We start from the raw sequence: 25,898 nt of genomic DNA, 5'->3' as shown, positions 1-25,898 counted from the left end.
AGAACTGACGAAGTCAGCAACCTACATACGGCAAGGCGACGTTGACGCAGTTTGAAGAGATTTTCGAAGAGTACAAGACCCCAGGTTTTTCTTATTCATAGGTTACGACTGTGACCGCACCCTTGTCATACTCAGCGATAAAGATATTGGCTACATTGTCATGCCCTTGCTTGCTGAGATTGTCAAGCAACCACTCTTCGTTACGACCAATCGATTCCAAGACATCGACTTGGATCACACCGTCAGTCACAACTGGATACTTAGGATTTTCATCTCCCATTTGGACCACGATGAGTTGACCATTTTGCTCCTGCACAGCTCGTTTGACCTGTTTCATCTGGAAAATCCCTTGGCTACGAAGTTTGAGGGCTACATCCGATGCAGACAAGCCAACTGAACGACAGGCTTCTGGGTCAATCTGCCCATTTTTGATAAGGAGAGTTGGTTTTCCATCAATCAAGCGTTTGACAAAATGAACATTGTTATTGAGCCACTTTAGGGTCAATACCAAAATCGTCCACATCATCAAAATCACTGCATACTGGAGAATGCTGATAGAACTATTGTAAATCACCCCACCGATGATACCACCAAGAACATAGTTCTGAATTTGGTCTGTCGCAGAGTTAGGTGCCAGGTTCCCCTTTCCTGTCACATTGATAACAAAAACCAGCGAGAAGAGACCCAAGGCCAGTTTGATTAAAATTTCTATATAGTTGAGTGTCATTTGTTTACCTCCACCAATTCAATAGCGTCTGTTTGATGCAATTCTAGTTTCTCTAAAAGATACTTGTCTGGTTGGCTCCCATTCATAGCGCGGTAGAAATTTGAACCTACCTTGACAAGCGCTCCATCAGTGGTTGCAGAAGTATTGACATAAACTTCTGATTTATCCACTCCCAAATCTTTAGAAACGACCTCTATAAAATGAAGGGAGGTTTGAAATTGATTGTTAGAGGCTTGATTGGTCTGGTATTTTGAAATTGTCACCAAAAGCAGGGCCACTAAAGTCAGGGCCAAAATCATGACCAATTCCCGAAACTTAGTCCCCTTTTTATCTCGATAAGCCTTAAAAGCAAAAAATCCTGTGATAGCTAGGAGCACAATCCCAAAGCCAATCATGATTCCATTTTGCTGACTGATTTGGCTAAGTACATAGTCATATGAGTAAAATTTCATTTATTTTCACTCCCTTTCATAAAATCATTCTTCATTATAAACGAAAGAGAGTGATTTTTCAAACCATACGTTGGGGAAATAGACTTATCAGACCAACTTCTCTAACTAATGACTCAAATACCTGTTTTAAGATTCTAATTTTGATAATTGATAAGAATAGACACTAGGAATTATCACTACAAAGAAAAGTGTCAAGAAGAATACCCAGTAAACATATAGTTGCACAAAGGAATTTAGAAACAATAACAATCCTCCGAATACCCAAATTTTCCCAGCTAGGCGATGCGTTTTTCTCCAGTTTTTATCATTCTCCAAGGTCCACGGTAGTCGAATACCGATTATATAATTTCGGTGTGTTTTTGGTAGATAATTTCCAATTACGATCATCACGACTCCCATAAAAATCTGAGCTAGTAGCCCACTCATCATGGAATAACCCAAAGATTCTCCGTATATAGAAATCATTGATAGACAAGATACAAAAGGAATAATCCAGTAAATTAAAATTTGTATTTTTGAACTGATATTGCTAGATTTAGGATCCTTAACCATTAAAAATAGAAGCACCCAATGCATCAAAAGCATGAGAGCCGGCAATCCAAAGATAGCAAACACTTTATGATTGTAGCCATCTGCTTGACCCAGTAGATTAAAATGAGTGGGTATCTCCTCTGGTAATTGATTCCAGAAAACACAACCTACAATGGAAGGTAGTAGGATGAGAATGCTCGTAAATAATACCAATTTCTTATTGATTTTTATCTTCATCAAAATGATCTCCTTTCAGATCTGCTAACCAAACCATTATATCCTCTAAAACCGATGTATTTAACTCATAATAAATAAAGTTTTTTTCTTTCATTTCATGAATCAAATCCGCTGCTTTCAAAATCGTAAGATGGTGTGAAATCGTTGCACTTGTCAACTCGAATTGACTGGCAATTTCTCCTGCAGATAATCTACCTGCTTTGAGTAAATTCAAAATTTCTCTCCTAACTGGATGAGATAAGGCTTTAAAGCTATTTGCAAAACTCATAATGCCTCCTTTCCCTTTGTAATATTAGTAGGGCTAGTAATAAGCAAGGTAGAACTGATAGCATTCCTGTCGGTGATGGGCCCAAAATCAAGAGGCTTGAAACTTTTTCTCCTGGTAATTGAAAGAGTAACCCAATACCTGCAGTTGCATTGATTGCCCCATGAAATAGGGCAGAAGCCCAGATAGAACCTGTCTTTTCCAACAACCAGCTTAACAATATTCCTAGGCTAAAACAAAATAGAAACATAGCAACAACTCCCAAAACGGGATAAGAAAAATAAGTAAGGCCATAATTATAGCCTTGCAAATTGATTGGTAGATGCCAAAGACTCCAAATGAGACCAAGCAAGACATGAGTCTGGACTAGCGAAAAGCGTCCTCTTAGAGCTGGGTAAAGATAGCCACGCCAACCAATTTCCTCTCCCAATGCAAAGAAACTATTAAGAAAAGGAGCGTAGGTCAAACTAGCTAGGATTTGAATCAAGACCAAGAAAGATAAGGGAATGGCTGATTGAGAGACACCTTTTTCTTGTAAGATGGCTTGAATAGATTCAAAACCAAGGCTGAAATTGCTAGGGAATACAAGAAAATAAAGTCCCGCTCCTAAAAAACTGATGACTGCTGGTAACCAGATAGCTAGTAAGTAAAAGCGCCAGTTCCTCTTGAGATTCACAACTAATTTAGATTTGATTCCACTAGGTTGATTCGTGATTTTCCCTAAAATAAAGACTGCAAGTGCAGGCATCCACATAGCTACAATACTAGCAAGTTGACTCCATGGAGAATTTAGACCAACACCACTTAGCCATAGTGCCAGCCATATTATCCAAGCAAGGGCATAAGCCAAGACCACAAAAAGAAGGATTGTTCTTTTATTTGACATATATGTAACTTCACTTTCTATTTAGATGTTTTTCTAAATAACATTATACACCTTTCTATTCTAAACACAAGAGCTATTTAGATTTTTTTCTAAATAGTTTAGGGGATTTTTATTTTCTCAGGATAAAGTCTAAAGAGTAATTTTTCAAACCATACGTTGGGGAAATAGTCCTTTTTTTGGTATAATAAAATCTATAATCTGAATGAAAAAGGTAACTTTATGAAACTTATCTCATGGAATATTGATTCCCTCAATGCTGCCCTAACTAGTGATTCAGCTCGTGCCAAATTGTCCCAAGAAGTCCTACAAACCTTGGTCGCTGAAAATGCTGACATTATCGCTATCCAAGAAACCAAGCTTTCTGCCAAGGGTCCTACAAAGAGACATCTGGAAATTTTAGAAGAGCTCTTCCCAGGCTACAAAAACATGTGGCGCTCTTCCCAAGAGCCTGCCCGTAAAGGCTATGCTGGAACCATGTTCCTTTATAAGAAAGAACTTACGCCTACTATCAGCTTCCCAGAAATCGGTGCCCCTTCTACCATGGACTTGGAAGGCCGTATCATCACGCTAGAATTTGATGATTTTTTCGTAACGCAAGTTTACACTCCAAACGCTGGCGATGGCCTCAAACGCTTGGAAGAACGCCAAGTCTGGGATGTCAAATATGCTGAGTACTTGGCTCAACTAGACAAAGAAAAACCAGTCCTTGCAACCGGTGACTACAATGTAGCCCACAATGAAATCGACCTTGCAAATCCTGCCAGCAACCGCCGTTCACCAGGATTTACAGACGAGGAACGTGCTGGATTTACCAACCTCTTGGCAACTGGATTTACCGATACTTTCCGTCATGTTCACGGCGATGTTCCCGAACGCTACACTTGGTGGGCACAACGCAGCAAGACTTCTAAAATCAACAATACAGGCTGGAGAATCGACTACTGGCTCACAAGTAACCGTATCGCTGACAAGGTCACTAAATCTGATATGATTGACTCCGGTGCGCGCCAAGACCACACACCCATTGTCATGGAGATTGAACTCTAAGGAGAAAACGAATGGACTATCAAGCTGTCATTCCTGAATTTGTAGTATCTGACATCGAAAAATCACGCCACTTCTACTGCAACCTGCTAGGATTCTCTGTCGAATACGAGCGTCCAGAGGAGAAATTTCTCTTCCTCTCGCTTGAAGACTGCCAGCTAATGTTAGAGGAGGGAACAAAGGATGAATTAGTTGAACTGACCTACCCATTTGGTCGCGGTGTCAATATTTCCTTTGGCATTGCAGATGTTCCTCAGCTCCACCAAAAACTGCTGGAAGCTGACTATCCTATCCATCGTCCCCTGACAAAAAGAGAATTTCGAGTAGGAGATAGCTTTATATATCCCCATGAATTTGCAGTTTTGGATCCAGATGGCTATTTTTTAAGATTTAGCGAGTAGAATAATAAAGATTGGGAAAAAGTCTTTAAAGTTAGAAAAAGGCATATTGTCAGGTGTTTAAAAATCTTGATAATATGCCCTTTTTATTATGGAAAAACCTTCTAAATGTTAGCTAATAAGTTAACTTTTGCCCATTTTTATTATATTCGTTCGCTTTTTAAACCAAAACACTAACAAAACAGTTGATTTCTAAAGTTATTTAGTGTAAAATAAAAACATTGGCACAAGCCTATTTTAAATTAAATATCATTTTACTTGTTTATGTCGTGAATTGGCACGACGTTTCTACAAGGTGCCGGAACACCTAACAATAAGTAAGTTAGCAGTGAGGTATGGTCGTTTTTGCCATGCCTATTTTGGGGACTTACTTAGAGATTAAGTAGGTCCTTTTTGAATATTTTTAATATTTCCCTTAATTAGTGCGGACGGGAGCAACTTCCTTCGGAATTTCATCCCTAATTTTTGAGCCAAAAGTCTCAAAAATCCCGTCATAGACAATAACAAGATTATTGTCTATGCTACCACTACGGCGGGAAATATTTGATAAAACTCGCTTCGCTCGTACTAGTTTTATCAAATACATAGTACTAGCAAACCGGATCACTATAGAAACATTTAACCAACAAGTAAACTGGCTTTTAGACTTTAGGAGGTCTTATGAAATTATTAGAAGAGCGCATCCTCAAGGATGGGCACATCTTGGGTGACAACATCCTCAAGGTGGATTCCTTTTTAACCCACCAAGTTGACTTTAGCTTGATGCGAGAAATCGGTAAGGTCTTTGCGGAAAAATTTGCTGCTGCTGGCATTACTAAGGTTGTGACCATTGAAGCGTCAGGCATCGCTCCAGCCGTTTTTACAGCTGAAGCCTTAAACGTTCCCACGATTTTCGCTAAAAAAGCTAAAAACATCACTATGAACGAAGGTATCTTAACTGCCGAAGTTTACTCCTTTACCAAGCAGGTGACCAGCACCGTTTCTATCGCTGGAAAATTCCTCTCACCAGAGGACAAGGTTTTGATTATCGACGACTTCCTTGCTAACGGCCAAGCTGCTAAAGGCTTGATTCAGATCATCGAACAAGCTGGTGCCACAGTCGAAGCTATCGGTATTGTGATTGAAAAATCTTTCCAAGATGGTCGTGATTTGCTTGAAAAAGCAGGCTACCCTGTCCTATCACTCGCTCGTTTGGATCGTTTTGAAAATGGTCAGGTCGTATTTAAGGAGGCAGATCTCTAATGCAAACTCAAGAAAAACACTCGCAAGCAGCCGTTCTTGGCTTGCAGCACTTACTAGCCATGTACTCAGGATCCATCCTGGTTCCCATCATGATTGCGACAGCCCTTGGCTATTCGGCTGAGCAGTTGACCTACCTGATTTCCACAGACATCTTCATGTGTGGGGTGGCAACCTTCCTCCAACTCCAACTCAACAAATACTTTGGGATTGGACTTCCAGTCGTTCTTGGAGTTGCCTTCCAGTCGGTCGCTCCCTTGATTATGATTGGACAAAGTCATGGTAGTGGTGCTATGTTTGGTGCCCTTATCGCTTCAGGGATTTACGTGGTTCTTGTTTCAGGTATCTTCTCAAAAGTGGCCAATCTCTTCCCATCTATCGTAACAGGATCTGTTATTACCACGATTGGTTTAACCTTGATTCCTGTCGCTATTGGAAATATGGGAAATAACGTCCCAGAACCAACTGGTCAAAGTCTCTTGCTTGCAGCTATTACTGTTTTGATTATCCTATTGATCAACATCTTTACCAAAGGATTTATCAAGTCTATCTCTATTTTGATTGGTCTGGTTGTTGGAACTGCCATTGCTGCTAGCATGGGCTTGGTTGACTTCTCTCCTGTTGCGGCAGCACCACTTGTCCATGTCCCAACTCCACTCTACTTTGGGATGCCAACCTTTGAAATCTCATCTATTATCATGATGTGTATCATCGCAACAGTGTCTATGGTTGAATCCACTGGTGTTTACCTAGCCTTGTCTGATATCACGAAAGACCCAATCGACAGCACGCGCCTTCGCAACGGTTACCGCGCAGAAGGTTTGGCCGTACTTCTCGGAGGAATCTTTAACACCTTCCCTTACACAGGATTTTCACAAAACGTTGGTTTGGTTAAATTGTCAGGTATCAAGACTCGCCTGCCAATCTACTACGCAGCTGGTTTCCTGGTTCTCCTTGGACTCCTTCCTAAGTTTGGTGCCCTTGCCCAAATCATTCCAAGCCCTGTCCTCGGTGGTGCCATGCTGGTAATGTTTGGTTTTGTGTCTATTCAAGGGATGCAAATCCTCGCCCGTGTTGACTTTGCTAACAATGAACACAACTTCCTTATCGCAGCAGTCTCCATCGCTGCAGGTGTCGGACTCAACAACAGTAATCTCTTTGTCAGCATGCCGACAGCCTTCCAAATGTTCTTCTCAAACGGAATCGTCGTAGCCAGCCTACTCGCCATTGTCCTCAATGCCGTATTAAATCATAAAAAGAAATAAGAAAAAGAGGTGCGAGCCTCTTTTTTGTTTCTTTATATCTTTACCTGTCTTTCTTCTGACCGCTGGCCTGTGACAAACATGGTAAAGGTTGCTTTGCAGACATTTCTGCCTTCTTGATTGGTGATATCGACATCCACGACACAGGTTGTGCGACCTTGATGGACACATTCTCCTTTAATGGTTAATACATCATCAAGTTTGCCTGCCTTGAGATAGTTGATAGAGGATTGAAGCGTCACTACGTCTAATCCTAGCGAGATGAGCACCAAACCACTAATCTGGTCGCAAAGGGTAAAGAGATAGCCACCGTGGGCATAGCCATAGTAGTTGAGCGACGAGTCCACTACTTTTGTGGTCACCACAACGTGACCATCTTTCATCTCTTTAATTTCATAATTTTCAAAAGCTGATATAGCATCAAAGTGAAAATCTTTCATCATTTCCTCCTGATATTTCAAACGACACTATGATACTACTTTTTATAGTACTGTGCAAGGATAAAGCTCCTAGTCTGGTAAGATTCCGACCTGTTCTACAAAGCGCATAAAGGCTGCCTGTCCTTGTTCCGTCTTCTTGTAAACTCCTGCATCCTCAAGCACACGCGCAAAGATAGCACCAACAGAGTCCTTGACGATTTCAAGAGCTTTTTCTTTATGTGTTATGTCTGGATATTGGTCTCTAAGTTGGTCTGCCCATTCCTGATGATAATCGGCAACCGTAACAGCTTCTCCTACAAGATAGCTAGCGACTTGCTCCACTTCTTCTTTCAGACGTGGTGGCAAGATTGCCAAGCCCATGACCTCAATCAAGCCGATATTTTCCTTCTTGATATGTTGGACATCCTTGTGGGGATGATAGATGCCATCAGGATGTTCTGCAGAAGTCTGATTGTCTCTCAAGACCAAGTCCAACTCAAACTGTCCATCGCGTTTACGAGCAATCGGTGTAATGGTATGGTGTGGTGTTCCATTACTTTCTGCCAAGACTTGCACCCTTGGATCTGAATACTGGCGCCATTCCTGTAAAATCTTATCAGCCAAATTGATCAAATCTTCTTTGGAATCTGAAGTCAAACGCAACACTGACATTGGCCACTTGACAATCCCAGCCTTGACCTGCTCAAAACCAGTAAAAGAGAAAGTCTTTTGCAAGGGAGCCAATTCCATAGGAAATACGTGACGGCCTCCCTGATAATGATCATGAGTTAAAATGGAGCCCCCAACAATCGGCAGGTCGGCATTAGAGCCAGCAAAATATCCTGGAAACTGCTCTACGATAGCAAGAAGACGTTCAAAACTCTGACGACTAATGGCCATGGGACGATGCTGGCCATCTAAGAAAATACAATGCTCATTAAAGTAAGCATAGGGCGAATACTGGAAGCCCCATTCCTGACCAGCCATTTCAAAACGGATAATCCGGTGGTTGCTGCGGGCTGGGTGGTTGACCCGACCATGGTAGCCCTCATTCTCTAAACAAAGTTGACACTGAGGATAATTACTAGCTTGCACCAACTTGGCTGCCGCAATCTCTTTAGGATCCTTTTCAGGCTTAGAGAGGTTGATGGTAATTTCAAGTTCACCGTAATCAGATGGAACACGATAAGCAATGTTCTTAGCAATGGCCTTGAGTTTGATGTAGTCATTCTTCTGACTGAGTTGGTAGAAATCCGCTATCGCTTGCTCAGGAGATTGGCCATAGGTTGTACAGAAGTCACGATTGACCTGACTCGGACAAGGAGTCACCAAGTCCATTAGTTCAGCACCAAGGATTTCACACGCAGTCTGACTATCCTCAATCGTCTCTAATCGAACGGCTTCCTCAACCAGCTGGTCCTTGAGGTCAATCACTTTATCCAGATCCGTCTCAACTTCCAAAACACCGTCTCCCACTCGTGCCAAGACACGATTGGTCAGGTAGATTCGATCCATTTCCTCATATGAACTTTCAGAAATGACATGTGTTACAAATTTATCTACTAAGGTCACTATAGAGCCTCCTTTTGACTAGTCAAGGACGCGAGTGCCACCTGCAACTTCAGCGATATAGAAGCTTGGAGCGTAGCCAACTACTTCCTCGTAGTGTTTTCCAACAGCTTCCTTAAAGGCATCAACAGCATCTTTTTGCACCAAAGCAATGGCACATCCGCCAAAACCTGCCCCTGTCATACGAGCACCGAGAACACCTTCTTGTCCCCAAGCTGTGTGAACAAGAGTATCCAATTCCAAACCAGTTACTTCATAATCATGCTCAAGAGAAACGTGTGACGCATTCATCAAACGACCAAATGTTTCCAAATCACCTTCTTGAAGGGCTGCTTGCGCTTTAAGGGTACGTTGGTTTTCAAGCACAGCATGGCGAGCACGTTTCAAACGATTTTCATCTTTGATTAGGTAGCTATATTGATCAAAGGCCCACTCGTCCAATTCACCCAAGGTCTGAATATCCAAGGCAACTTGCAACTCTTCCACTGCTTTTTCACACTCAGCACGGCGTTCATTGTATTTAGAGTCTGCCAATTCACGGCGTTTGTTAGTATTCATGATAACAACGACATTGTCCTTCAAATCAAGCGGCACCAAATCATACTCTAAGGTATTAGTATCAAGGTAAATAGCACGTTGATCAGCCCCCATACCGATAGCAAACTGGTCCATAATACCAGAATTGACTCCGATAAAGTTGTTTTCTGTTTGTTTACCGATTTTAACCAAATCCAAACGATCTAGTTTTAAATCAAAGAGATGCTCTGCCACGACTCCTGTTAAGAGTTCAAGGGATGCTGAAGAAGACAAACCAGCACCATTTGGGATATTCCCATAAACATAAAAATCAAACCCTTTGTCAATCACATGCCCAGCTTCTTGCAAGAAATGAAGGACACCTTTTGGATAGTTGGTCCAGTTGTGCTCTTTTTCAAACTTGAGGTCGGCGAGAGGCACTTCGATAATACCCTTGTCCTCAAAGTTAGCTGAGTAGAAACGCAAGACTTGGTCATCACGTTTGCGAGCAGCCCCATAAGTTCCTAAGGAAATGGCAGCAGGAAAAACGTGCCCACCGTTGTAGTCTGTGTGCTCACCAATCAAATTGATACGGCCTGGTGAAAAGAATGTTTGGTCTGCTTCTTGACCAAAAACATCAAGAAAGTCTTTACGAAGTGCTTCTGCAGTAAGATGTTGTGTCATATGAATTCTCCTTTGACTGTCCGTTAAGTCACCTTAACGTGTAATCGTTTTCTTCTATTGTATCCAAGGGATTTTCCAAGGTCAATCCTTTTTACTAAACTTTTACTAAAATATCGGTAAAAGGCAGAAAAATATGATATACTAATCTAATCAAGGAGGATTTATGGCTACCTTAAAAGACATTGCACAGCTAGCCTCTGTCTCTATCGCAACCGTATCCCGTGTCCTCAACCGCGACCAGAGCCTATCTGTTACAGAAGAAACGAGACACCGTATTTTAACTGTTGCTGAAGAGTTGGGCTACACTAAGCACCTCAAGACAGGCGAGTCCCACAAGCCCAAGCAAAAGATTGCCATTATCCAATGGGTCAGTGAACAAGGGGAGCTGGACGACCTCTACTACTACCAGATTCGCCTAGGCATAGAAAAAAGAGCCCAAGAGTTGGACTATGATATCTTGCGCTATTTTAATGACCATCCTTTTACCCTGAGCGAGGAAGTGATTGGGATTCTCTGCATCGGAAAGTTTAGCCGAACTCAGATTACTACTTTTGAGGAATACCAGAAACCACTAGTCTTTTTAGATAGCGACACACTTTCCATGGGACATACCTGCATTATCACGGACTTTTATACTGCCATGAAACAGGTTGTCGATTATTTCCTCAGTCAAGGGATGGACCGTATCGGGATTCTAACAGGCCTTGAAGAAACAACTGACCAAGAAGAAATCATTGAGGATAAGCGGCTGGAAAATTTCAGAAACTACAGTCAATCAAAGGGAATCTATCATGATGAACTGGTCTTTCAAGGAAGCTTTACTGCCCAGTCTGGCTATGACTTGATGAAGAAAGCCATTCAGAACTTGGGAGACCAACTCCCGACAGCATTTTTCGCAGCCAGCGATAGTTTAGCTATCGGTGCCCTCCGGGCTCTCCAAGAAGCTGGAATCAGCCTGCCAGACCGCGTCAGCCTCATTTCTTTTAATGACACTAGCTTGACCAAGCAGGTTTATCCTCCTCTCTCTAGCATCACCGTCTATACCGAAGAAATGGGCCGGTCAGGTATGGATATTCTTAACAAGGAAGTACTCCACGGTCGCAAAATCCCTAGTCTGACCATGCTGGGAACCAGACTGACTCTGAGAGAGAGTACAAAGAATGATTAGGATTACAAAACGACCTCTAGCAAGGCTGTTTCTCTAATAATCTCTATGATTCCGCTCCAACTCACACCTTTCGCTTATGTGCTTGGTGACTTTCTAGGTCTGCATCAACTTCAATGGTAATATTTTGAAAGCCACAATCTTTGAGGAAAATTCGAATAGATTCTTTACAAGTTTCCATATGCTCCATCTCTTTTAAACAAACATGGACAATGGCATTTTTTTCCAAACCATCCATAGTCCAGAGATTAAGCTGATTGATACTAGCGACATGGTCCAATTCTGCTAAATCCGTCTTGATCTTCTGGATATCTACTCCTTCTGGCACTGCATCGAGGAATATCTTGAGCGTTCTCCAAAAACGTGGAAGGGCTTTTGACAGAATAAAGAAGGAAATAACAAGAGACAAGAGCGGATCCAAGATATACCAATCGGTAAATCGAAGAACAATGGCCATCAGGATGACAGTCACCCAACCCAAGGTATCTTCCAGAAAGTGCAGGCTGAGAATGGATTCGTTCTTGGTTTGTCCTTTGCGAATGACGAGACTCGCTAGCACATTGATAGTAATCGCAATAATTCCTAACCAGAGAATCCCCTCATCATTGACCGGTTGTGGATGAAAGATTTTCGCTATATTTTCCAAAATGACCAAAACGGACCCTGTCATAAGAATCACAGCCGTTACCATGGCCCCTAAAAGGCTAAAACGCTTGTAGCCCAAGGTATAGTGGCTGTCTTCTTCACGATTAGAGATTGTTTCTAAAAAGGCCGATATGCCAATGGCTATAGCATCTCCCAAGTCATGGACAGAATCAGCAAGAACAGCACTCGAACCAAAGATTCCTCCTGCGATAAACTCAACAATGGCATAGCTTAAATTTAAGAAAAAAGCTACCCAAACAGTATATTTTGCCTTCATCTTTCTCATTCCTTTGTTATAATAAATTTATGAACACCTTGTTCATTATCATTATCCACTAAAATTCAAAGAAAGGATAGAAGCAAAAGGTCAGCTTTATTCAGTTCTGAACAATTTGCCTCAAGTGTCCATATGACTAACATTGACCGCCGTATCAGCAAAACCAAAAAAGCCATCTATCAAGCTTTTCTACAACTTTTGAACGATAAGGGGTACGAAGCCACTACAGTTCAGGATATCATTGATCTCGCAGATGTAGGACGTTCCACCTTTTACTGTCACTATGAGAGTAAGGAACTACTTCTGGACGAGCTTTGCCGCCATCTCTTCCATCACCTCTTTGAAAGAAAGCAATCCGTTTCTACCGTGGACTATCTCGCCCACCTCTTTCTGCATTTTCAGAAAAACCAAGACCATATCACCAGTCTGCTATTTTCCAAAAATGACTACTTCCTCCGTCAACTCCATAAAGAGCTAGAACACCATGTCTATTCCGTGATGGCTGATGATTTAAAAGAATCTCACCCGAGTCTGCCTACTCCTTACCTCCAACACTTAATCGTATCCAACTTTATCGAGACATTGACCTGGTGGCTCAAAAAAGGGCAAGATTTCACAGAACAGGAAGTTGTCCAATTTTATCTAGACCTTCTCATTCCTAAAATTTGAATACAGAGTAAAGCTTCAGTTGTCTTATTTCTAGGTTACTGAGTTTTTTATCTTTTCAATAATCAAAAAGCCCAGACGAAATTGTCTGAGCATTCTTTTATCTAGTCGTTTAAGGAAGTTTAGTTCAGTATGCTTAAAGTCTCTGCCCCATCATTTCTTCAACAAACCTTGTTCTTGGAGAAACTCTTTAGCTACTTGTTCTGCTGACTTGCCTTCAACACCGACTTGGTAGTTGAGCTGGCTCATCTGGCTTTCTGTAATCTTACCAGCCAATTTATTAAGAACTTTTTCCAACTCAGGGTGTTTCTTGAGAAGAGCTTCTTTCATGAGTGGTGCCCCTTGATAAGGTGGGAAGAGTTGCTTGTCATCTTCCAAGATCTGTAAATCATAACGCGCCAATTCCGCATCAGTCGAATAGGCATCCGTGATTTGAATATCACCTGACTGAATTGCCTGATAGCGAAGGGCTGGTTCCATGGTCGCCACATTGAGATTGAGACCATACATTGATTGCAATCCTTTATTTCCATCTTCACGGTCATTAAACTCAAGGGTAAATCCAGCCTTCAACTGCCCTTCCACTTTTTTCAAGTCCGAAATGGTCTTCAAGCCATATTCTTGAGCAATTTTTTTCGGAACAGCTACAGCATAGGTATTTTGATAAGACATAGGTTTGAGATAGGCTAGATGATCCTGTTTGGCAATACCATCACGCGCCACATTATAAACCTGCTCTGGCTCATGACTTACTTTCGGTGATGGTTGAAGTAAACTTTCAGTCACCGTTCCTGTAAATTCAGGATAGATGTCAATATCGCCTTTTTTCAGAGCCTCATAGAGAAAGCTTGTTTTCCCAAAATTCGGTTTAACAGTCGCAGTCATGCTGGTATTTTCTTCAATCAGTAACTTATACATATTAGCCAAAATTTCTGGTTCCGGTCCCAATTTCCCAGCAATGATCAAGTTCTCTTTCTCTTTTTGAACTAAGAGGGCTGGACTATAAGATAGACCGAGCAATATTGCCACCAAGGCAAAACCAGAAAAAATCGTCCGCAATTTTGCTTTTTCCATCACTTTTAGTAGGAAGTTAAAGGCAATGGCTAGCACTGCAGAAGAAAGTGCCCCAATCAAAATTAGACTGGCATTATTACGGTCAATTCCCAAAAGGATAAAGGAACCCAGCCCCCCTGCACCAATCAAGGCAGCCAAGGTTGCCGTACCGATAATCAAGACCGCTGCCGTCCGAATCCCAGACATGATAACCGGCATGGCCAGTGGAATTTCAAACTTCTTGAGACGTTCCCATCTGGTCATCCCAAAGGCAATCCCAGCCTCCTGTAGACTCGGATCAATTCCCTTGAGTCCAGTGATGGTATTTTGCAAAATCGGAAAAATCGCATAAATCACTAGCGCTGTCAAAGCTGGCAAGGTTCCAATTCCCATCAAAGGAATAAAGAGTCCCAATAAGGCCAGAGACGGGATGGTCTGGAAAATCCCTGCAATCTGCAAGACCCAGTCGGCCAATTTCTCATGATAGCGAAGATAAACAGCCAAGGGAATCGAAATAAAAATAGCGAGTAACAAGGTCAACAGTGACAACTGTAAATGTTGAGATAGAGCTGTTACCCAATCACCAAAACGATCCTCAAAAGTTGCAATTAAATTAGTCATGAACACTACCTCCAAACAAGTCTGCTACAAAGTCTGTTGCAGGAGCTTTTAAAATAGTCTCAGGATTCGCTACCTGACGAATCTCTCCATCCTGCAAAACGGCAATACGGTCCGCCAACTTCAAGGCTTCATCCGTATCATGGGTCACAAAAATCGTTGTCATCCCAAACTCTTTATGCAATTCTTTTGTCAGAACCTGCAACTGTTTTCTCGAAATAGCATCCAAGGCTGAAAAAGGTTCATCCATGAGGAGAATCTTGGGCTGACCAATCATAGCACGGACAATACCAACCCGTTGCTGTTCTCCACCAGATAATTCACTAGGCAAACGATGCCCATACTCAGCCACTGGTAAACCAACCTTAGCTAAAAGCTCTTCTGTTTTCTTCGCAATTTCTTCCTTAGTCCAACCCTTCATCTCAGGAATCAAGGCAATATTTTCCGCAACCGTTAGATTGGGAAAGAGAGCAATAGCCTGTAAAACATAACCAGTAGAAAGACGAAGTTCCCGCTCATCATAATCTTTGATGCGCTTGCCATCCATATAAATATTTCCATCAGTTGGTTCTAAAAGACGGTTGACCATCTTAATCATGGTTGTCTTACCTGAGCCAGAAGGCCCAACTAAAACCATAAACTCCCCATTCTCAATCCGTAAATTAACATCTCTCAAGACATCTTTTTCTGTGTAGCGCAAGGCTACATTTTTGTATTCAATCATTCTTTGTCCTCGTTTTAAAACTTTCCTCGATTGATCAAGTCTTCTACCTTAGGCATGACTTCCTTATTGTCCCAATGCTCCTCAATTTTCCCGTTCTCTAAACGGAAGATATCGTCCTGGGCATAAGCAAGGCCATCAATCTGAGTCTGACCATAGCTAACCACATAGTTTCCTTGTCCTAAGAGTTGGAAAATAAAATCAAGAGTGGCCTTTACTTATAAAAAGCTAATTTGATCTATTTTAATCCTCATTTGCCTTCTCTTTCAGATTTGCCAAAATTCTTTCTTGAAAGGCTTCAAATTGCCGAATTTCTTCCTCTGAAAATCCTTTGTAAAAAATCGTATCCAATTTCTGACTGACACGATGCCCCACTTCTTTCTGGGACTTGCCTAACTCCGTTAAAACTAAATACTTCTTACGCTTGTCTTTTCCACACGGACTAACAATTACAAGCTTTTGTTCCTCTAGCTTTTTGATCATAGTAGTCAGCGTATTATTCGCAAGCCCAGTTGCCAGAGCAATATCTGTCGCAGTTGCGCAGCCAGTTTTACTATTCCATAAAACCGCTAAAATCTTACCCTGTTCACCCCTATAAAGAGCCTCAGGATCTTGGGTCAGTAGCTTTTGAAAAATCCGCCCATTCAACAAACGAATATGATGGGCTACCAAATGACTATCTTTCATGACACCTCCAATTTATTTCTATATCGATACGAATAAAAAACATTATAATACTTATCATTCTAATTGTCAACTATTTCGATTTGGAAATAATTTTTGATAATGATTTACACCACCATACTCCGGCTCAACTAACTTTTAAGGAGAGTTTCTAAACTCCTTCGTCCTCCAGTCTACAAAAGCCTTCCATCTGCACTATACTATATTTTATTAGGAAACACGTTTTTCCTATCAGACCATTTATTTTAAAGATAGAAGTAAATCATAATTACTTCCATCTGTTCTTTTATAGTATATTGAAGTTGGACTAGGGCACTGTATCTTCTAAAACATTGATAGAAAGCGATTTGAATTTCCCAATCAATTTGTTCGTATTTAATTTTACCTTACCCTATCTTTCTCGTAGCACCCTTCAAACAGCCTATCCCCTACCGTTTGACGATTCCTCACTTCGCTCCACTTCCATTACAGAAGTTTCTTCACTACTATGGTCTCGGCTAACTTCTCATGATTCCTTGTTACTACTATTTGAACGCTCACGAGATAGGTCTTACAAAAAAATACTTTGATCCACAATGGAATCAAAGCATTTTAAAAATCTCCCCATACATAAGGGCAGAAGCTGCGGTTCCTCTGTACTTGGCTTCTTCTCTTTTAATAAAGCGAGCCAAGTTGAGCAACTCAGGTGCCGGATGTTTGGGATTTAGGAGCAATTCATGATTGACCAGACCTGAGAGACGAACTGCCAGCAATTGCTCATTTGTAGTAGGCAGTTTTTTAGCAGTCTCTAGGAGAGCAGCAACTAAATCTTCACTCAAATCATGTCGAGCATGATTGTAAAGATCTTTTATAAGGCTTTCTAGGTTTGGTTCTACCATCCCTACCACCTCCTTAAGTTTAATAATTTTTAATCAAATCAACCGTTGAACGATCCAATTTCTTCACCAAGGCTTGCAAGAAAGCTTGAGCTTCTAAGAAGTCATCCATAGCGTAGAGGGTTTGGTGAGAATGGATATAACGAGCGCAAACACCGATTGTTGTAGATGGGACACCACCATTTTTCAAATGAGCTGCGCCAGCGTCTGTTCCGCCTTTACCACAGTAGTATTGGTACTTGATACCAGCTTCTTCAGCCGTTGTCAAAAGGAAATCCTTCATCCCTGGGAGAAGCAAGTGACCTGGATCGTAGAAACGAATCAAAGTTCCATCTCCAATCTTGCCTTGACCGCCATAAACATCACCTGCTGGTGAGCAGTCAACTGCTAGGAAAACTTCTGGGTCAAACTTGGTTGTAGATGTATGAGCACCACGAAGACCAACCTCTTCTTGGACGTTAGAACCCAGATAGAGTTCATTTCCGAGTTTTTGGCCTGACAGAGCTTCTGCCAACTCGCTCACCATGAGAACCCCGTAACGGTTATCCCAAGCTTTTGAGATGATATTTTTTTCATTGGCTGTCAAGATTGCAGAACTATCTGGTACAATGGTATCGCCAGGACGGATGCCAAAACTTTCTGCCTCAGCCTTGTCCGCAAAACCACCATCAAAAACGATATCGGCAATGGCTGGCATGGTTGGTCCACCCTTTCCACGAGTCAAATGTGGCGGAACAGAGCCTGAAATCACTGGAATTTCACGACCATCACGAGTTAAGAGTTTGAAACGTTGGCTGCTAACCACCATAGGATTCCAACCACCGATTTCTACCACACGGAAGGTACCATCTGGCTTGATTTCGCTGACCATAAAACCAACTTCATCCATATGAGAAGCGACCAAGACGCGCGGTGCATCCGCAGCTTCTGAATGTTTGATACCAAAAATACCACCCAAGCCATCTGTCACCACTTCATCCACGTGCGGTGTCAACTTTTCACGAAGATAAGCACGAACAGGTGCTTCATGACCTGAGACTGCAGCAAGTTCTGTTACTTCTTTGATTTTTGAAAATAATGTTGTCATTTCAGTTCCTTCTTTCTTTCATCTATTTTACCACTTTTTATAGGAGAAGGATAGCTGGAAGGTGGATTTCTAAATTAGTATCTTAGTCTTACTGTATCTTAGAAAAGCTTGTATTTTCTTGCATGTGAGGTGAAATCTAAGAACTATTCCAAGACCAACCAAACTATTAATTCCCAAACACAAAACAATTCAATGCTATATTTGTTCAGTTTTTCATGAAATTTGCAGAAAATAGTTGACTTTGCCTTCTTATTTCTTTAAAATAGTACAAAACTAGGAAAAGGAAAAAATCATGACCAAAACAATTCTTGTTACAGGTGGAGCTGGCTACATTGGCTCCCATACCGTTAAAGCTCTTTTAAATGCTGGCTATCAGGTACATGTTCTAGATAATCTCTCTAAAGGAAATCGAGCGGCTGTGGATAGTCGTGCTAGCTTTAAGCAACTAGATGTTTATGATTCTAGTGCCCTAAAAGCTTACTTAGAAGAAAATCAGATTGATGCTGTTCTTCATTGTGCAGGTGAGATAGTTGTGAGCGAAAGTATTGAAAATCCAAGTAAATACTTCACTGCCAATGTTGCTGGTATGAACCAAGTTCTCAAAGTCTTATCTGAAGTTGGCATTCAAAAAATCATGTTCTCTTCGACTGCTTCCCTCTATGGTAATAACTGTATTGACAAGCCAGCTACTGAAGATACCCTGCTCGACCCCGTCAACCCTTATGCAGAGACAAAACTGATGGGTGAACGAATGATTTACTGGATGGCCAATCGCTACGATTGGAAATATGTCATTTTCCGTTACTTTAATGTTGCTGGGGCTGAAATGGATGCTTCAAATGGTCTGCGTGTAAAAAATCCAACTCATATTATTCCAAATATCAACAAGACCGCATTAGGACAAAATGATAGCCTGAAAATATTTGGAGATGATTACGATACACGTGATGGTTCATGTATTCGAGATTACATTCATGTCTTGGACCTTGCACAGGCTCATGTTAAAGGAATGAACTACCTATTTCAAGAAGACAGTTCTTCTCAAATCTTTAACTTAGGAACTGAAAAAGGCTATACCGTCAAAGAAATCTTTAAAACTGCTGAAGAATTACTGAATCAAAAAATACCACACGAAATTGTTGCTCGCCGTGCTGGTGACCCAGCTAGCGTCCTAGCAGACGCATCAAAAGCTAAAAAATATCTTGATTGGAAGGCTAGCTACTCCCTCGAAGATATTATTTTATCAGATTATCGTTGGCGTGTTAAAGAAGGCAAAAACATTTTGGAATAAATAGCAGAAACATCAATCATAAATAAAAACACAGATAGATGGCACTTGATAAATACCAAGTATCATCTATCTGTGTTTTATACATTAGAATCCAATTTATACTCTTCGAAAATCTCTTAAAACCACGTCAACGCCGCCTTGCCGTAGGTATGGTTACTGACTTCGTCAGTTTCATCTACAACCTCAAAACACTGTTTTGAGCAGCCTGCGGCTAGTTTCCTAGTTTGCTCTTTGATTTTCATTGAGTATTATTTTGCATTTCTCTTTAAAGAAAAATGGTCTGGGACGGGGTCCTTACCTGTTTTCGACCAGGGATGGCAACGTAAAATCCGAGCCAAGCCCATCAAAACACCCTTGAAGCCATGTTTTTCAATAGCCTGAATCATGTAGTTGGAACAAGTCGGCTCAAAGCGACAAGAGGGTGGAAAGGCTGGTGAGATAAACCGTTGGTAAAAGCGCACAGGCGCTATTAAAATTCGTTTCATTATTTCTTAGTTACAGCCATGGTGTGTAGTTGGCTGATTTCTTTTTTATTAAGACGACGGGATTCTCCTGGACGGAGTCCTGTCAAGTCTAGATGTCCAAAACGGGTCCGTGACAACTTGTCCACTTGGAGACCGACAGCTTCAAACATCTTTTTAACCTGGTGGTTACGCCCTTCATGGATGGTCAACTGCACCACAGAGCGGTTTTTAACTGGGTCCACTTTGAGAATCTCATAGACAGCCGGCTTGGTTTTCTTGCCATCAATCTCAAGTCCACGGGTCAAGGGGCGAAGATTGTCCTTATTGGCCACACCTTTAACACGCGCGACATAAACCTTGTCAATCTCATTACGTGGGTGAATCATCTCATCTGTAAAATCCCCATCATTGGTCAAAATCAAAACACCGGATGTATCCCAGTCCAAACGTCCCACAGGGTAGATGCGCTCTTTGACATTGGGCAAGAGGTCGACAACCGTCTTGCGGCCCTTGTCATCTGTCACACTGGAAATGACACCGCGTGGTTTGTTAAGCAGATAGTAGACCTTTTCTTCGTTGTAGATAGGTTGACCTTCAACTTCGACCTTGTCGCCTGACTTGATGGTGGTTGCTAGTTCACGCACCACTTGGCCATTGACCGTCACCAAGCCTTGCTTGATCAGCTCTTCTGCTTTTCTCCTACTGGCCACACCTGCGTGGGCAATATACTTATTGATTCTCATCTTCTTCTATCCTTTCACCAAATAATTGGCTTTCTTGGGCTTGAATCTCAAGCTCATCAATCACTGGTAATTCTTCTAAATGGTTTATCCCCATGTAATCTAGGAAATAATCTGTAGTCACATAGAGGTTGGGACGACCCAACACTTCTTTTTTCCCGTCTTCTTTAATCAAGTCAAAAGCCTGCAACTTTGCCAAGGCTCCACTCGAGTTGACCCCACGGATGGCATCAATCTCTATCCGTGTGATGGGCTGTTTGTAAGCAATGATGGACAAGGTCTCAAGGGCAGCCCGAGATAAACTCTGGTTGATAGGTGCCTTAGAGTATTCCTTCAAAATCTCTGCAAATTGAGGTTTGGTCACCAATCTATAAGCGCCCCCTGTCTCAATCAGAGCCAAACTGGAATCTGGGTCCTTTTCATACTTCTGAGCTAATTTTTCTAAACTCTGTTGGATGCCTGTCGGTGGCAGAGAGAGGAGTTCAGCTAACTGGCGGACTCTAATCCCATCTTCACCCGCTACAAACAAGAGCGCTTCTATTTTTGCTAAAGTACTCATCTTTCCTCTCTATCAAGTCTAGCTTTGGGCCACTTGACTTTCTTCCTTCTTTTCCATGAGATAAATATCTCCGAAACTCTCCTCTTGCACAAGAATCAGCTCCTGGGTTTTGATTAACTCTAGGGTTGCCAAAAAGAGGGTGATGACCTCTTGGACATTCTGGGCTTCCTTAAACAAATCCTGCAAGCGCAATTGATCTCGTCCAGTCATGGACTCTTTCACGATGACCATCATATCCTCAATCTTATACTCATCCCGCAAGATAGTCGTGTGATTCTGTGCAAACTCCTCTTTTTTCTTGGCTAGGATATTTGAAAAAGCCAAAAAGAGGTCAATGGTCGTCTTGTCATGCACAAGCTCCGCATCTTCGTAAATCAATTCTGTCGGTGCTTTGGAATAGTACTGGGCCCGATCTTGGTGCTTGGCTTCCAAATGCTCCCCCAAGAGCTTGAACTTGCGGTATTCTTCGATTTGAGAGAGAAGATCCTGCTCTAGGTTATCCTCCAAGTCGGTCACTTCTGCTACCTTTGGAAGGAGTTTGCGGCTCTTGATCAGCATGAGCTGACTAGCCATAACCATGTACTCCCCCGTCACTTCCAGACGCATGGCCTGCAGGGTTGAGACATAGGCTAGGTACTGTTCGATGACTTCCGTAATAGGCACATCGTAGATATCCATCTGGTACTTAGAAACAAGGTGCAAGAGCAAGTCCAGGGGTCCTTCAAAATCTTTTAGTTTAATATCCATTATCTATATTTTTCTAAGGTCAGGACTGTTTTTAATCCTAATTTTTTTGCAATTTCGTACAAATCGACCTTGTTTTCAATTTGTCGTAGAATGAACTGTTCCCGCAAGGCTTGAGCTGATAAGGATGGAAAACCTTTCGCCTTGACAAAGGACTCTAGCTGACGAAAGGCCCACTGACGGGAATAGGCTTTCCCTCCCCTTTCAAAGAGGTAGGTCTGGCCCATCAATGGTTCCAATTCTGAAAGCAAGGTTGTAGGAATGGTGACAATCCTCTGTTGGGAAGCCTTCTGGATTCGCAACACCTGAAAGTCCAGATTGATGTCCGCAACCTTGAGAGCTAAAATCTCACTCGGCAAGAGCCCCATTTCCAAGATAAGTAGAGCCAGTAAACGCCCCTCTGGATAATTACTTTCCTGCCAAAAAGAGTCTAGGTTTAACAATTCTGGCTTTGCTGTCTTCTTTTCAGCTTGTTTAGCTAATTCCAAACGATAAAAGCTATCCACTTCTCCTTTTTGATAGAGAAAGTAGAGAAATTGGTTACAGGCCGAAATCTTTCGCTTCTGGGCGCTGATTTTTAGATTGGCTAGCTGGGCTTGGTAAATCTTGAGACTGGTCTCAGAAATCCGCTCGCCCACAATGTCTAAAAATTGCTCCAAATCATACTTATAGGACTGCTTGGAATTGGCAGACAAGCCCTGCTTTTCTTCTAAAAAGGCTGAAATCCTATCTCTCATTTGCATCGAATCTCATATTCCTTACTAAAGTCATGCAAGAGGGCATTCACTGCCTTGAGGATAGACTTGCGCGTGATAATCCCTTGGAAAATACCAGACGCATCCACAACCGGCAAGAAGGACTCATCTACCAACTTGTGCAAGACCTCCGTAATGGTAAAATCAGGCGAAACAACCGCTACGTCCGTTTGGGTCATATGAACAATATCCGTATCCGCCATGATTTCTTGACTCAAATCATGCTCCATCTGATAAGCCATAATATCTCTGAGCCCAATCGTCCCAACAAACTGTTTTTCATCTGTCACAACGGGAACACGAGTATAGGTCATCTGACTAAGCAAGAGGGTCGCATGATCCGCATTGTGGGTATCAATCAACACGGCTAGATTTTCAGCAGGAGTCAAAAAAGTTTCCTCCTGCCCCAACAAGAAAGTTTCAAACTCCTTGGCAATCATCGGCTAAACTCCTTGGACAAGCCCGGATATACCTCATGGTCTCGTGTCAAAAAGTCCACTTTAAAATAACTGTCATCAATCTCCACACGAGCATAGAGACATTCTCTGATGGTCCCACGTGGTTGACTGATGGAACCTGGATTTAGAAAAAGAGTCTTTCCTTCCATCCAAGCGCTTGGCACATGCAAGTGACCATAAAGACAGATATCGGCCTCTTCTTCCTGAGCCCAGTAGTCCAACTTTTGAAAGTTGAAATTGATGTCAAACAAGTGACCATGGGTTTGGATAATCTTGGTCGAACCAAGCTCAGTCACCAAACGTTCTGGGTAGCCGGCGTAAAAGTCCATGTTCCCTTTAACAACGCGGATGCCTTCCCAAAGGGGAGAATCAGGACGCAGTTCAGAATCGCCGTTATGAAAAACGGCATCAACTTTGCCTACATAGCGATCACGGATTTCTTCCACAATCAAGCTATCGCCATGAGAATCGCTCATTACAATGATGGTTTGCTTTGCCATGATGGAAATACCTCCAAAAGTTTCTTAACGGCTAAGGCACGGTGAGATTGGCTATTTTTTTCTTCAAGAGTTAATTCAGCTGAGGACTTGCCTGTCTCTCCTACAAGGAAGAGAGGGTCATAGCCAAAGCCATTTTCACCCTTAGGTTCAAAGTTAATGTAGCCAGGCCAGTCTGCTTCAACAACCAAGCTTTCCTTGTTGGGACTGGCTACGACTAGGGTTGTATGGAATTGAGCCGAGCGGTCCTTGAGTTCAAAGACCATGGCCAATTCGTGCAAGAGCTTGGCATTGTTTTCACGGTCAGTAGCTCCCACTCCTGCGAAACGAGCTGACCAGACACCTGGCAAGCCACCAAGGACATCAACTTTAAGTCCAGAGTCATCCGCCAGAACCATCTTGCCCGTTAATTGAGAAATAGTTTCTGCCTTGAGGCGGGCATTTTCTTCGAAGGTCATGCCTGTTTCTGCTACTTCAGGTAGGTCTGGATAATCATTAAGATTTTCTACATCGTAGCCTAGCTTGTCAAAGATAGCTCGGAATTCCTTGGTCTTGCCTTCGTTTCGAGTCGCAATGAGCAAGGTTTCTCTGACCTTGTTTGTCTCAAAAAAGTCTTGAACATTGGCCCCTTCTTTAGGCAATTCTACATGCAGGAGTTGCCCATTTTCAACTAAGAGAAAAGCACCCTGACGTTGGATGACTTCCACATTTCGTCCCATTTCTTGGTTGAGAATATCTACCACAAAAGACAATAAACGGTAGAGAGAACCATAGCGTAAAACAGTAACAGAAACAGGAAAACCTCGATCCTCATCTCGAAATCTTTGGGCAAACTCCAATAGAGGAAAATCCAAGTCATCATCCGTCAACGTCCGGACGCCACCAAAAATACCATAGGACCCGACATACCAGTCCTGTTCATCCTTGTATTCATAAATTTTATTTGTCATAATTCTACATGCTCCACATAAATCTCTTTTTCCAGCCATTCTTCACCAATTTGTGCAAAACTTTGGCTGCTGGCTGTTGTGTAAAAACGGTGATGGAGTGGTCCGGCATCGCGACCACGATTGATTTCAAAATAATTAAGTAAGACTGAAATGTCCCGTACACACTCTGCCCCACTATCGATAAGTTGAACCTTGGGCCCCATGACATTTTGAATAATAGGTCTGAGCAGTGGATAATGGGTACAGCCCAAAATCAGGCTATCTACCTTTCCAACCAAGGGACGCAGGGTTTCATATACCACTTTCTTGGTAACACTGGTTGACAGGGCACCCGACTCCACCAAGGGAGCAAACTTGGGACAGGCTAAACTCTCCACCTGTAAGTCCGGATCCAAATCATGGATTTTCTGACGGTAGATGTCAGATTGGACCGTCATGGGCGTTCCAATCACTCCGATTTTCCCACCTTGGCTGGACTTGATAGCTGCCGAAGCTCCTGGCAAAATCACACCTAGGACAGGAATATCTAGTTGAGCCTTGATTTCTTCCCAGACGACGGCAGTCGCAGTATTACAAGCAATGACAATCATCTTGACATCCTTGGTCAAAAGAAAGTTGACCAACTGCCAAGTATATTCACGAATTTGCTCAGCAGGACGGGGACCATAGGGCGCCCGTGCCGAATCTCCAATATAGACGATTTCTTCATGGGGAAGCTGGCGCATGAGCTCGCGCACAACGGTCAAGCCCCCGACACCCGAATCCAAAAAACCAATTGGTCGATTATCCATACAGTCTTCTTTCTAGTCTTTTTTCTGATTGATAGTTCATTATGATTATTGATCCTTATGAACTGAAGGACAGCCTAAGCAACAACTATCTCTCTTAATCATAATCAAATATCAATAGAATGCAAGGAAAAAGTCTCACCCCTAAACCATAGCCAACATAGTGAGAAGTCTGGAACTTTCATCCCAGACTTTTCCTTATTTATTTTTTCTTTTTATTGTTAGCAAGGGCTGCCTTTTGTTGGCGGATGATTTGGTGGTAAACTTGTTGTACCTTGGCTTCGCTTGGTTTTTGACCATTTGCACTCAAAAGAGTACGAACTGCTTCAGCATTCAAACGTGGGTTGTCAGCGAATTCTTTTTCGATTTGCTTACGAACCAAGTACATTCCTCCCAGAGCTCCTCCTAGAAAAGCTAGCACAATCAATACAATTGCTAATAGTAAATCCATCATATTTCTCCTGTTTCTTTTTGAGTCTCTTTCATTATACCATAAACTAGCCACCCTGACTAGTTTGTTTTACGCTTTCAGGGAGGGAATAGACAGCAAAAAGAACCCTGCTTTTCTGCAAAAGAGGGCTCCTTACTGAGTTTATACTCAATGAAAATCAAAGAGCAAACTAGGAAGCTAG

At 42.2% G+C, this 25,898-nt stretch carries 31 protein-coding genes, 1 pseudogene and 1 riboswitch; of the genes and pseudogenes, 7 read left to right on the top strand and 25 right to left on the bottom strand.

Translation table 11 applies throughout. From position 1 onward, the window contains the following. Positions 1–91 precede the first annotated feature (91 nt). From HT730_RS03340 to HT730_RS03320, 5 genes are all read right to left on the bottom strand, one after another. Complete coding sequence (locus tag HT730_RS03340; protein WP_173306808.1) at positions 92–727, bottom strand: DUF421 domain-containing protein; 636 nt, start codon at positions 725–727, stop codon at positions 92–94. Beyond that, complete coding sequence (locus HT730_RS03335) at positions 724–1,179, bottom strand: DUF3290 family protein (RefSeq protein WP_173306807.1); 456 nt, start codon at positions 1,177–1,179, stop codon at positions 724–726. The genes HT730_RS03340 and HT730_RS03335 overlap by 4 nt, the downstream gene beginning before the upstream one ends. A 126-nt stretch (positions 1,180–1,305) precedes the next feature. Then, positions 1,306–1,947, bottom strand: a complete 642-nt coding sequence (locus HT730_RS03330) for an SdpI family protein (RefSeq protein ID WP_173306806.1) — start codon at positions 1,945–1,947, stop codon at positions 1,306–1,308. Continuing rightward, entirely contained in the window at positions 1,928–2,215 is a 288-nt protein-coding gene (locus tag HT730_RS03325; protein ID WP_000006510.1) for an autorepressor SdpR family transcription factor, read from the bottom strand. The genes HT730_RS03330 and HT730_RS03325 overlap by 20 nt, the downstream gene beginning before the upstream one ends. Continuing rightward, entirely contained in the window at positions 2,199–3,098 is a 900-nt protein-coding gene (locus HT730_RS03320; protein WP_173306805.1) for a type II CAAX endopeptidase family protein, read from the bottom strand. Before HT730_RS03320 ends, HT730_RS03325 begins: the two co-directional genes overlap by 17 nt. A gap of 219 nt (positions 3,099–3,317) precedes the next feature. Between HT730_RS03320 and HT730_RS03315 the strand changes: the two genes are divergently transcribed. The 4 genes from HT730_RS03315 (at position 3,318) to HT730_RS03300 (ending at position 7,044) form a co-directional block, all read left to right on the top strand. Then, on the top strand, positions 3,318–4,145 hold the full coding sequence (locus HT730_RS03315; protein WP_173274755.1) for an exodeoxyribonuclease III: 828 nt from the start codon (positions 3,318–3,320) through the stop codon (positions 4,143–4,145). Positions 4,146–4,156: 11 nt separating this feature from the next. Further along, entirely contained in the window at positions 4,157–4,543 is a 387-nt protein-coding gene (locus HT730_RS03310) for a VOC family protein (protein ID WP_173274756.1), read from the top strand. Between the two features lie 235 nt (positions 4,544–4,778). After that, positions 4,779–4,874: riboswitch (purine riboswitch) on the top strand. 326 nt (positions 4,875–5,200) lie between these two features. Continuing rightward, positions 5,201–5,782, top strand: a complete 582-nt coding sequence (locus tag HT730_RS03305) for a xanthine phosphoribosyltransferase (protein ID WP_173306804.1) — start codon at positions 5,201–5,203, stop codon at positions 5,780–5,782. Continuing rightward, the gene (locus HT730_RS03300; RefSeq protein WP_173306803.1) at positions 5,782–7,044 is read left to right on the top strand and encodes a nucleobase:cation symporter-2 family protein; all 1,263 of its coding nucleotides are present in this window, start codon (positions 5,782–5,784) and stop codon (positions 7,042–7,044) included. Before HT730_RS03305 ends, HT730_RS03300 begins: the two co-directional genes overlap by 1 nt. A gap of 32 nt (positions 7,045–7,076) precedes the next feature. Here the strand turns inward: HT730_RS03300 and HT730_RS03295 are convergent, their stop codons facing one another. The 3 genes from HT730_RS03295 to HT730_RS03285 all read right to left on the bottom strand — a co-directional run bounded on the left by HT730_RS03295 (position 7,077) and on the right by HT730_RS03285 (position 10,229). After that, on the bottom strand, positions 7,077–7,481 hold the full coding sequence (locus HT730_RS03295; RefSeq protein ID WP_173306802.1) for a PaaI family thioesterase: 405 nt from the start codon (positions 7,479–7,481) through the stop codon (positions 7,077–7,079). 69 nt (positions 7,482–7,550) lie between these two features. Continuing rightward, positions 7,551–9,032: a UDP-glucose--hexose-1-phosphate uridylyltransferase gene (locus HT730_RS03290; RefSeq protein WP_173306801.1), complete on the bottom strand. Its 1,482-nt coding sequence runs from the start codon at positions 9,030–9,032 to the stop codon at positions 7,551–7,553. 18 nt (positions 9,033–9,050) lie between these two features. Beyond that, positions 9,051–10,229, bottom strand: coding sequence for a galactokinase (locus HT730_RS03285; protein ID WP_173306800.1), 1,179 nt, complete (start codon positions 10,227–10,229; stop codon positions 9,051–9,053). Positions 10,230–10,392: 163 nt separating this feature from the next. Between HT730_RS03285 and galR the strand changes: the two genes are divergently transcribed. Then, positions 10,393–11,397, top strand: a complete 1,005-nt coding sequence (galR, locus tag HT730_RS03280) for a DNA-binding transcriptional regulator GalR (RefSeq protein ID WP_173306799.1) — start codon at positions 10,393–10,395, stop codon at positions 11,395–11,397. A 61-nt stretch (positions 11,398–11,458) separates the two neighbouring features. On the opposite strand, the gene HT730_RS03275 is transcribed toward galR, so the two are convergent. Next, entirely contained in the window at positions 11,459–12,316 is an 858-nt protein-coding gene (locus HT730_RS03275; RefSeq protein ID WP_173228775.1) for a cation diffusion facilitator family transporter, read from the bottom strand. 132 nt (positions 12,317–12,448) lie between these two features. On the opposite strand from HT730_RS03275, the gene HT730_RS03270 reads away from it, so the two are divergent. Next, positions 12,449–12,985: a TetR/AcrR family transcriptional regulator gene (locus tag HT730_RS03270; protein ID WP_173306798.1), complete on the top strand. Its 537-nt coding sequence runs from the start codon at positions 12,449–12,451 to the stop codon at positions 12,983–12,985. A gap of 150 nt (positions 12,986–13,135) precedes the next feature. Here the strand turns inward: HT730_RS03270 and HT730_RS03265 are convergent, their stop codons facing one another. From HT730_RS03265 to pepA, 6 genes and pseudogenes are all read right to left on the bottom strand, one after another. Beyond that, positions 13,136–14,656 (bottom strand): ABC transporter permease/substrate-binding protein, encoded by a 1,521-nt coding sequence (locus tag HT730_RS03265; protein ID WP_084357976.1) that lies wholly within the window; start codon positions 14,654–14,656, stop codon positions 13,136–13,138. Then, positions 14,649–15,377, bottom strand: coding sequence for an ABC transporter ATP-binding protein (locus tag HT730_RS03260; protein WP_173306797.1), 729 nt, complete (start codon positions 15,375–15,377; stop codon positions 14,649–14,651). The genes HT730_RS03265 and HT730_RS03260 overlap by 8 nt, the downstream gene beginning before the upstream one ends. A 14-nt stretch (positions 15,378–15,391) precedes the next feature. After that, positions 15,392–15,577 (bottom strand): annotated as a pseudogene (locus HT730_RS03255) (polyketide cyclase); the annotation flags it as partial. Positions 15,578–15,617: 40 nt separating this feature from the next. After that, a complete protein-coding gene (locus HT730_RS03250; RefSeq protein WP_173306796.1) occupies positions 15,618–16,061 on the bottom strand; it encodes a MarR family transcriptional regulator in 444 nt (147 codons plus the stop codon). Between the two features lie 578 nt (positions 16,062–16,639). Next, positions 16,640–16,936, bottom strand: coding sequence for a bacteriocin immunity protein (locus tag HT730_RS03245; protein WP_173306795.1), 297 nt, complete (start codon positions 16,934–16,936; stop codon positions 16,640–16,642). 19 nt (positions 16,937–16,955) lie between these two features. Continuing rightward, complete coding sequence (gene pepA / locus HT730_RS03240) at positions 16,956–18,020, bottom strand: glutamyl aminopeptidase (protein WP_173306794.1); 1,065 nt, start codon at positions 18,018–18,020, stop codon at positions 16,956–16,958. Positions 18,021–18,312: 292 nt separating this feature from the next. Between pepA and galE the strand changes: the two genes are divergently transcribed. Continuing rightward, positions 18,313–19,311, top strand: coding sequence for a UDP-glucose 4-epimerase GalE (galE, locus tag HT730_RS03235; protein WP_173306793.1), 999 nt, complete (start codon positions 18,313–18,315; stop codon positions 19,309–19,311). Between the two features lie 248 nt (positions 19,312–19,559). On the opposite strand, the gene yidD is transcribed toward galE, so the two are convergent. The 10 genes from yidD to HT730_RS03185 all read right to left on the bottom strand — a co-directional run bounded on the left by yidD (position 19,560) and on the right by HT730_RS03185 (position 25,717). After that, complete coding sequence (gene yidD / locus HT730_RS03230; protein WP_173306792.1) at positions 19,560–19,796, bottom strand: membrane protein insertion efficiency factor YidD; 237 nt, start codon at positions 19,794–19,796, stop codon at positions 19,560–19,562. Then, positions 19,796–20,518: a pseudouridine synthase gene (locus tag HT730_RS03225; protein WP_001222228.1), complete on the bottom strand. Its 723-nt coding sequence runs from the start codon at positions 20,516–20,518 to the stop codon at positions 19,796–19,798. The genes yidD and HT730_RS03225 overlap by 1 nt, the downstream gene beginning before the upstream one ends. Continuing rightward, a complete protein-coding gene (gene scpB, locus HT730_RS03220) occupies positions 20,505–21,074 on the bottom strand; it encodes an SMC-Scp complex subunit ScpB (protein WP_000105302.1) in 570 nt (189 codons plus the stop codon). Before scpB ends, HT730_RS03225 begins: the two co-directional genes overlap by 14 nt. Before the next feature lie 18 nt (positions 21,075–21,092). Continuing rightward, complete coding sequence (locus HT730_RS03215) at positions 21,093–21,821, bottom strand: segregation/condensation protein A (protein WP_000351902.1); 729 nt, start codon at positions 21,819–21,821, stop codon at positions 21,093–21,095. Next, positions 21,821–22,555, bottom strand: a complete 735-nt coding sequence (gene xerD, locus HT730_RS03210) for a site-specific tyrosine recombinase XerD (protein ID WP_345890422.1) — start codon at positions 22,553–22,555, stop codon at positions 21,821–21,823. Before xerD ends, HT730_RS03215 begins: the two co-directional genes overlap by 1 nt. Next, positions 22,552–23,013 carry a cyclic-di-AMP-binding protein CbpB gene (cbpB, locus tag HT730_RS03205; protein ID WP_000560717.1) on the bottom strand — a complete coding sequence of 154 codons (462 nt, stop codon included), beginning with the start codon at positions 23,011–23,013 and terminating at the stop codon, positions 22,552–22,554. Before cbpB ends, xerD begins: the two co-directional genes overlap by 4 nt. Beyond that, the gene (locus HT730_RS03200; RefSeq protein ID WP_001118952.1) at positions 23,010–23,531 is read right to left on the bottom strand and encodes a metallophosphoesterase; all 522 of its coding nucleotides are present in this window, start codon (positions 23,529–23,531) and stop codon (positions 23,010–23,012) included. Before HT730_RS03200 ends, cbpB begins: the two co-directional genes overlap by 4 nt. Further along, positions 23,507–24,478 (bottom strand): nucleoside-triphosphate diphosphatase, encoded by a 972-nt coding sequence (locus tag HT730_RS03195; RefSeq protein ID WP_173306790.1) that lies wholly within the window; start codon positions 24,476–24,478, stop codon positions 23,507–23,509. The genes HT730_RS03200 and HT730_RS03195 overlap by 25 nt, the downstream gene beginning before the upstream one ends. Further along, the gene (racE, locus tag HT730_RS03190) at positions 24,475–25,269 is read right to left on the bottom strand and encodes a glutamate racemase (RefSeq protein WP_000370377.1); all 795 of its coding nucleotides are present in this window, start codon (positions 25,267–25,269) and stop codon (positions 24,475–24,477) included. Before racE ends, HT730_RS03195 begins: the two co-directional genes overlap by 4 nt. A gap of 199 nt (positions 25,270–25,468) precedes the next feature. Next, positions 25,469–25,717, bottom strand: a complete 249-nt coding sequence (locus HT730_RS03185) for a YneF family protein (protein WP_000364990.1) — start codon at positions 25,715–25,717, stop codon at positions 25,469–25,471. Positions 25,718–25,898 lie beyond the last annotated feature (181 nt).

Origin of the sequence: Streptococcus sp. k-628 (assembly GCF_013277475.1) — a bacterium.
GTDB lineage: Bacteria > Bacillota > Bacilli > Lactobacillales > Streptococcaceae > Streptococcus.
Note: the sequence above shows the minus strand (reverse complement) of the source record. Positions and strands in the feature narration are given on the sequence as shown.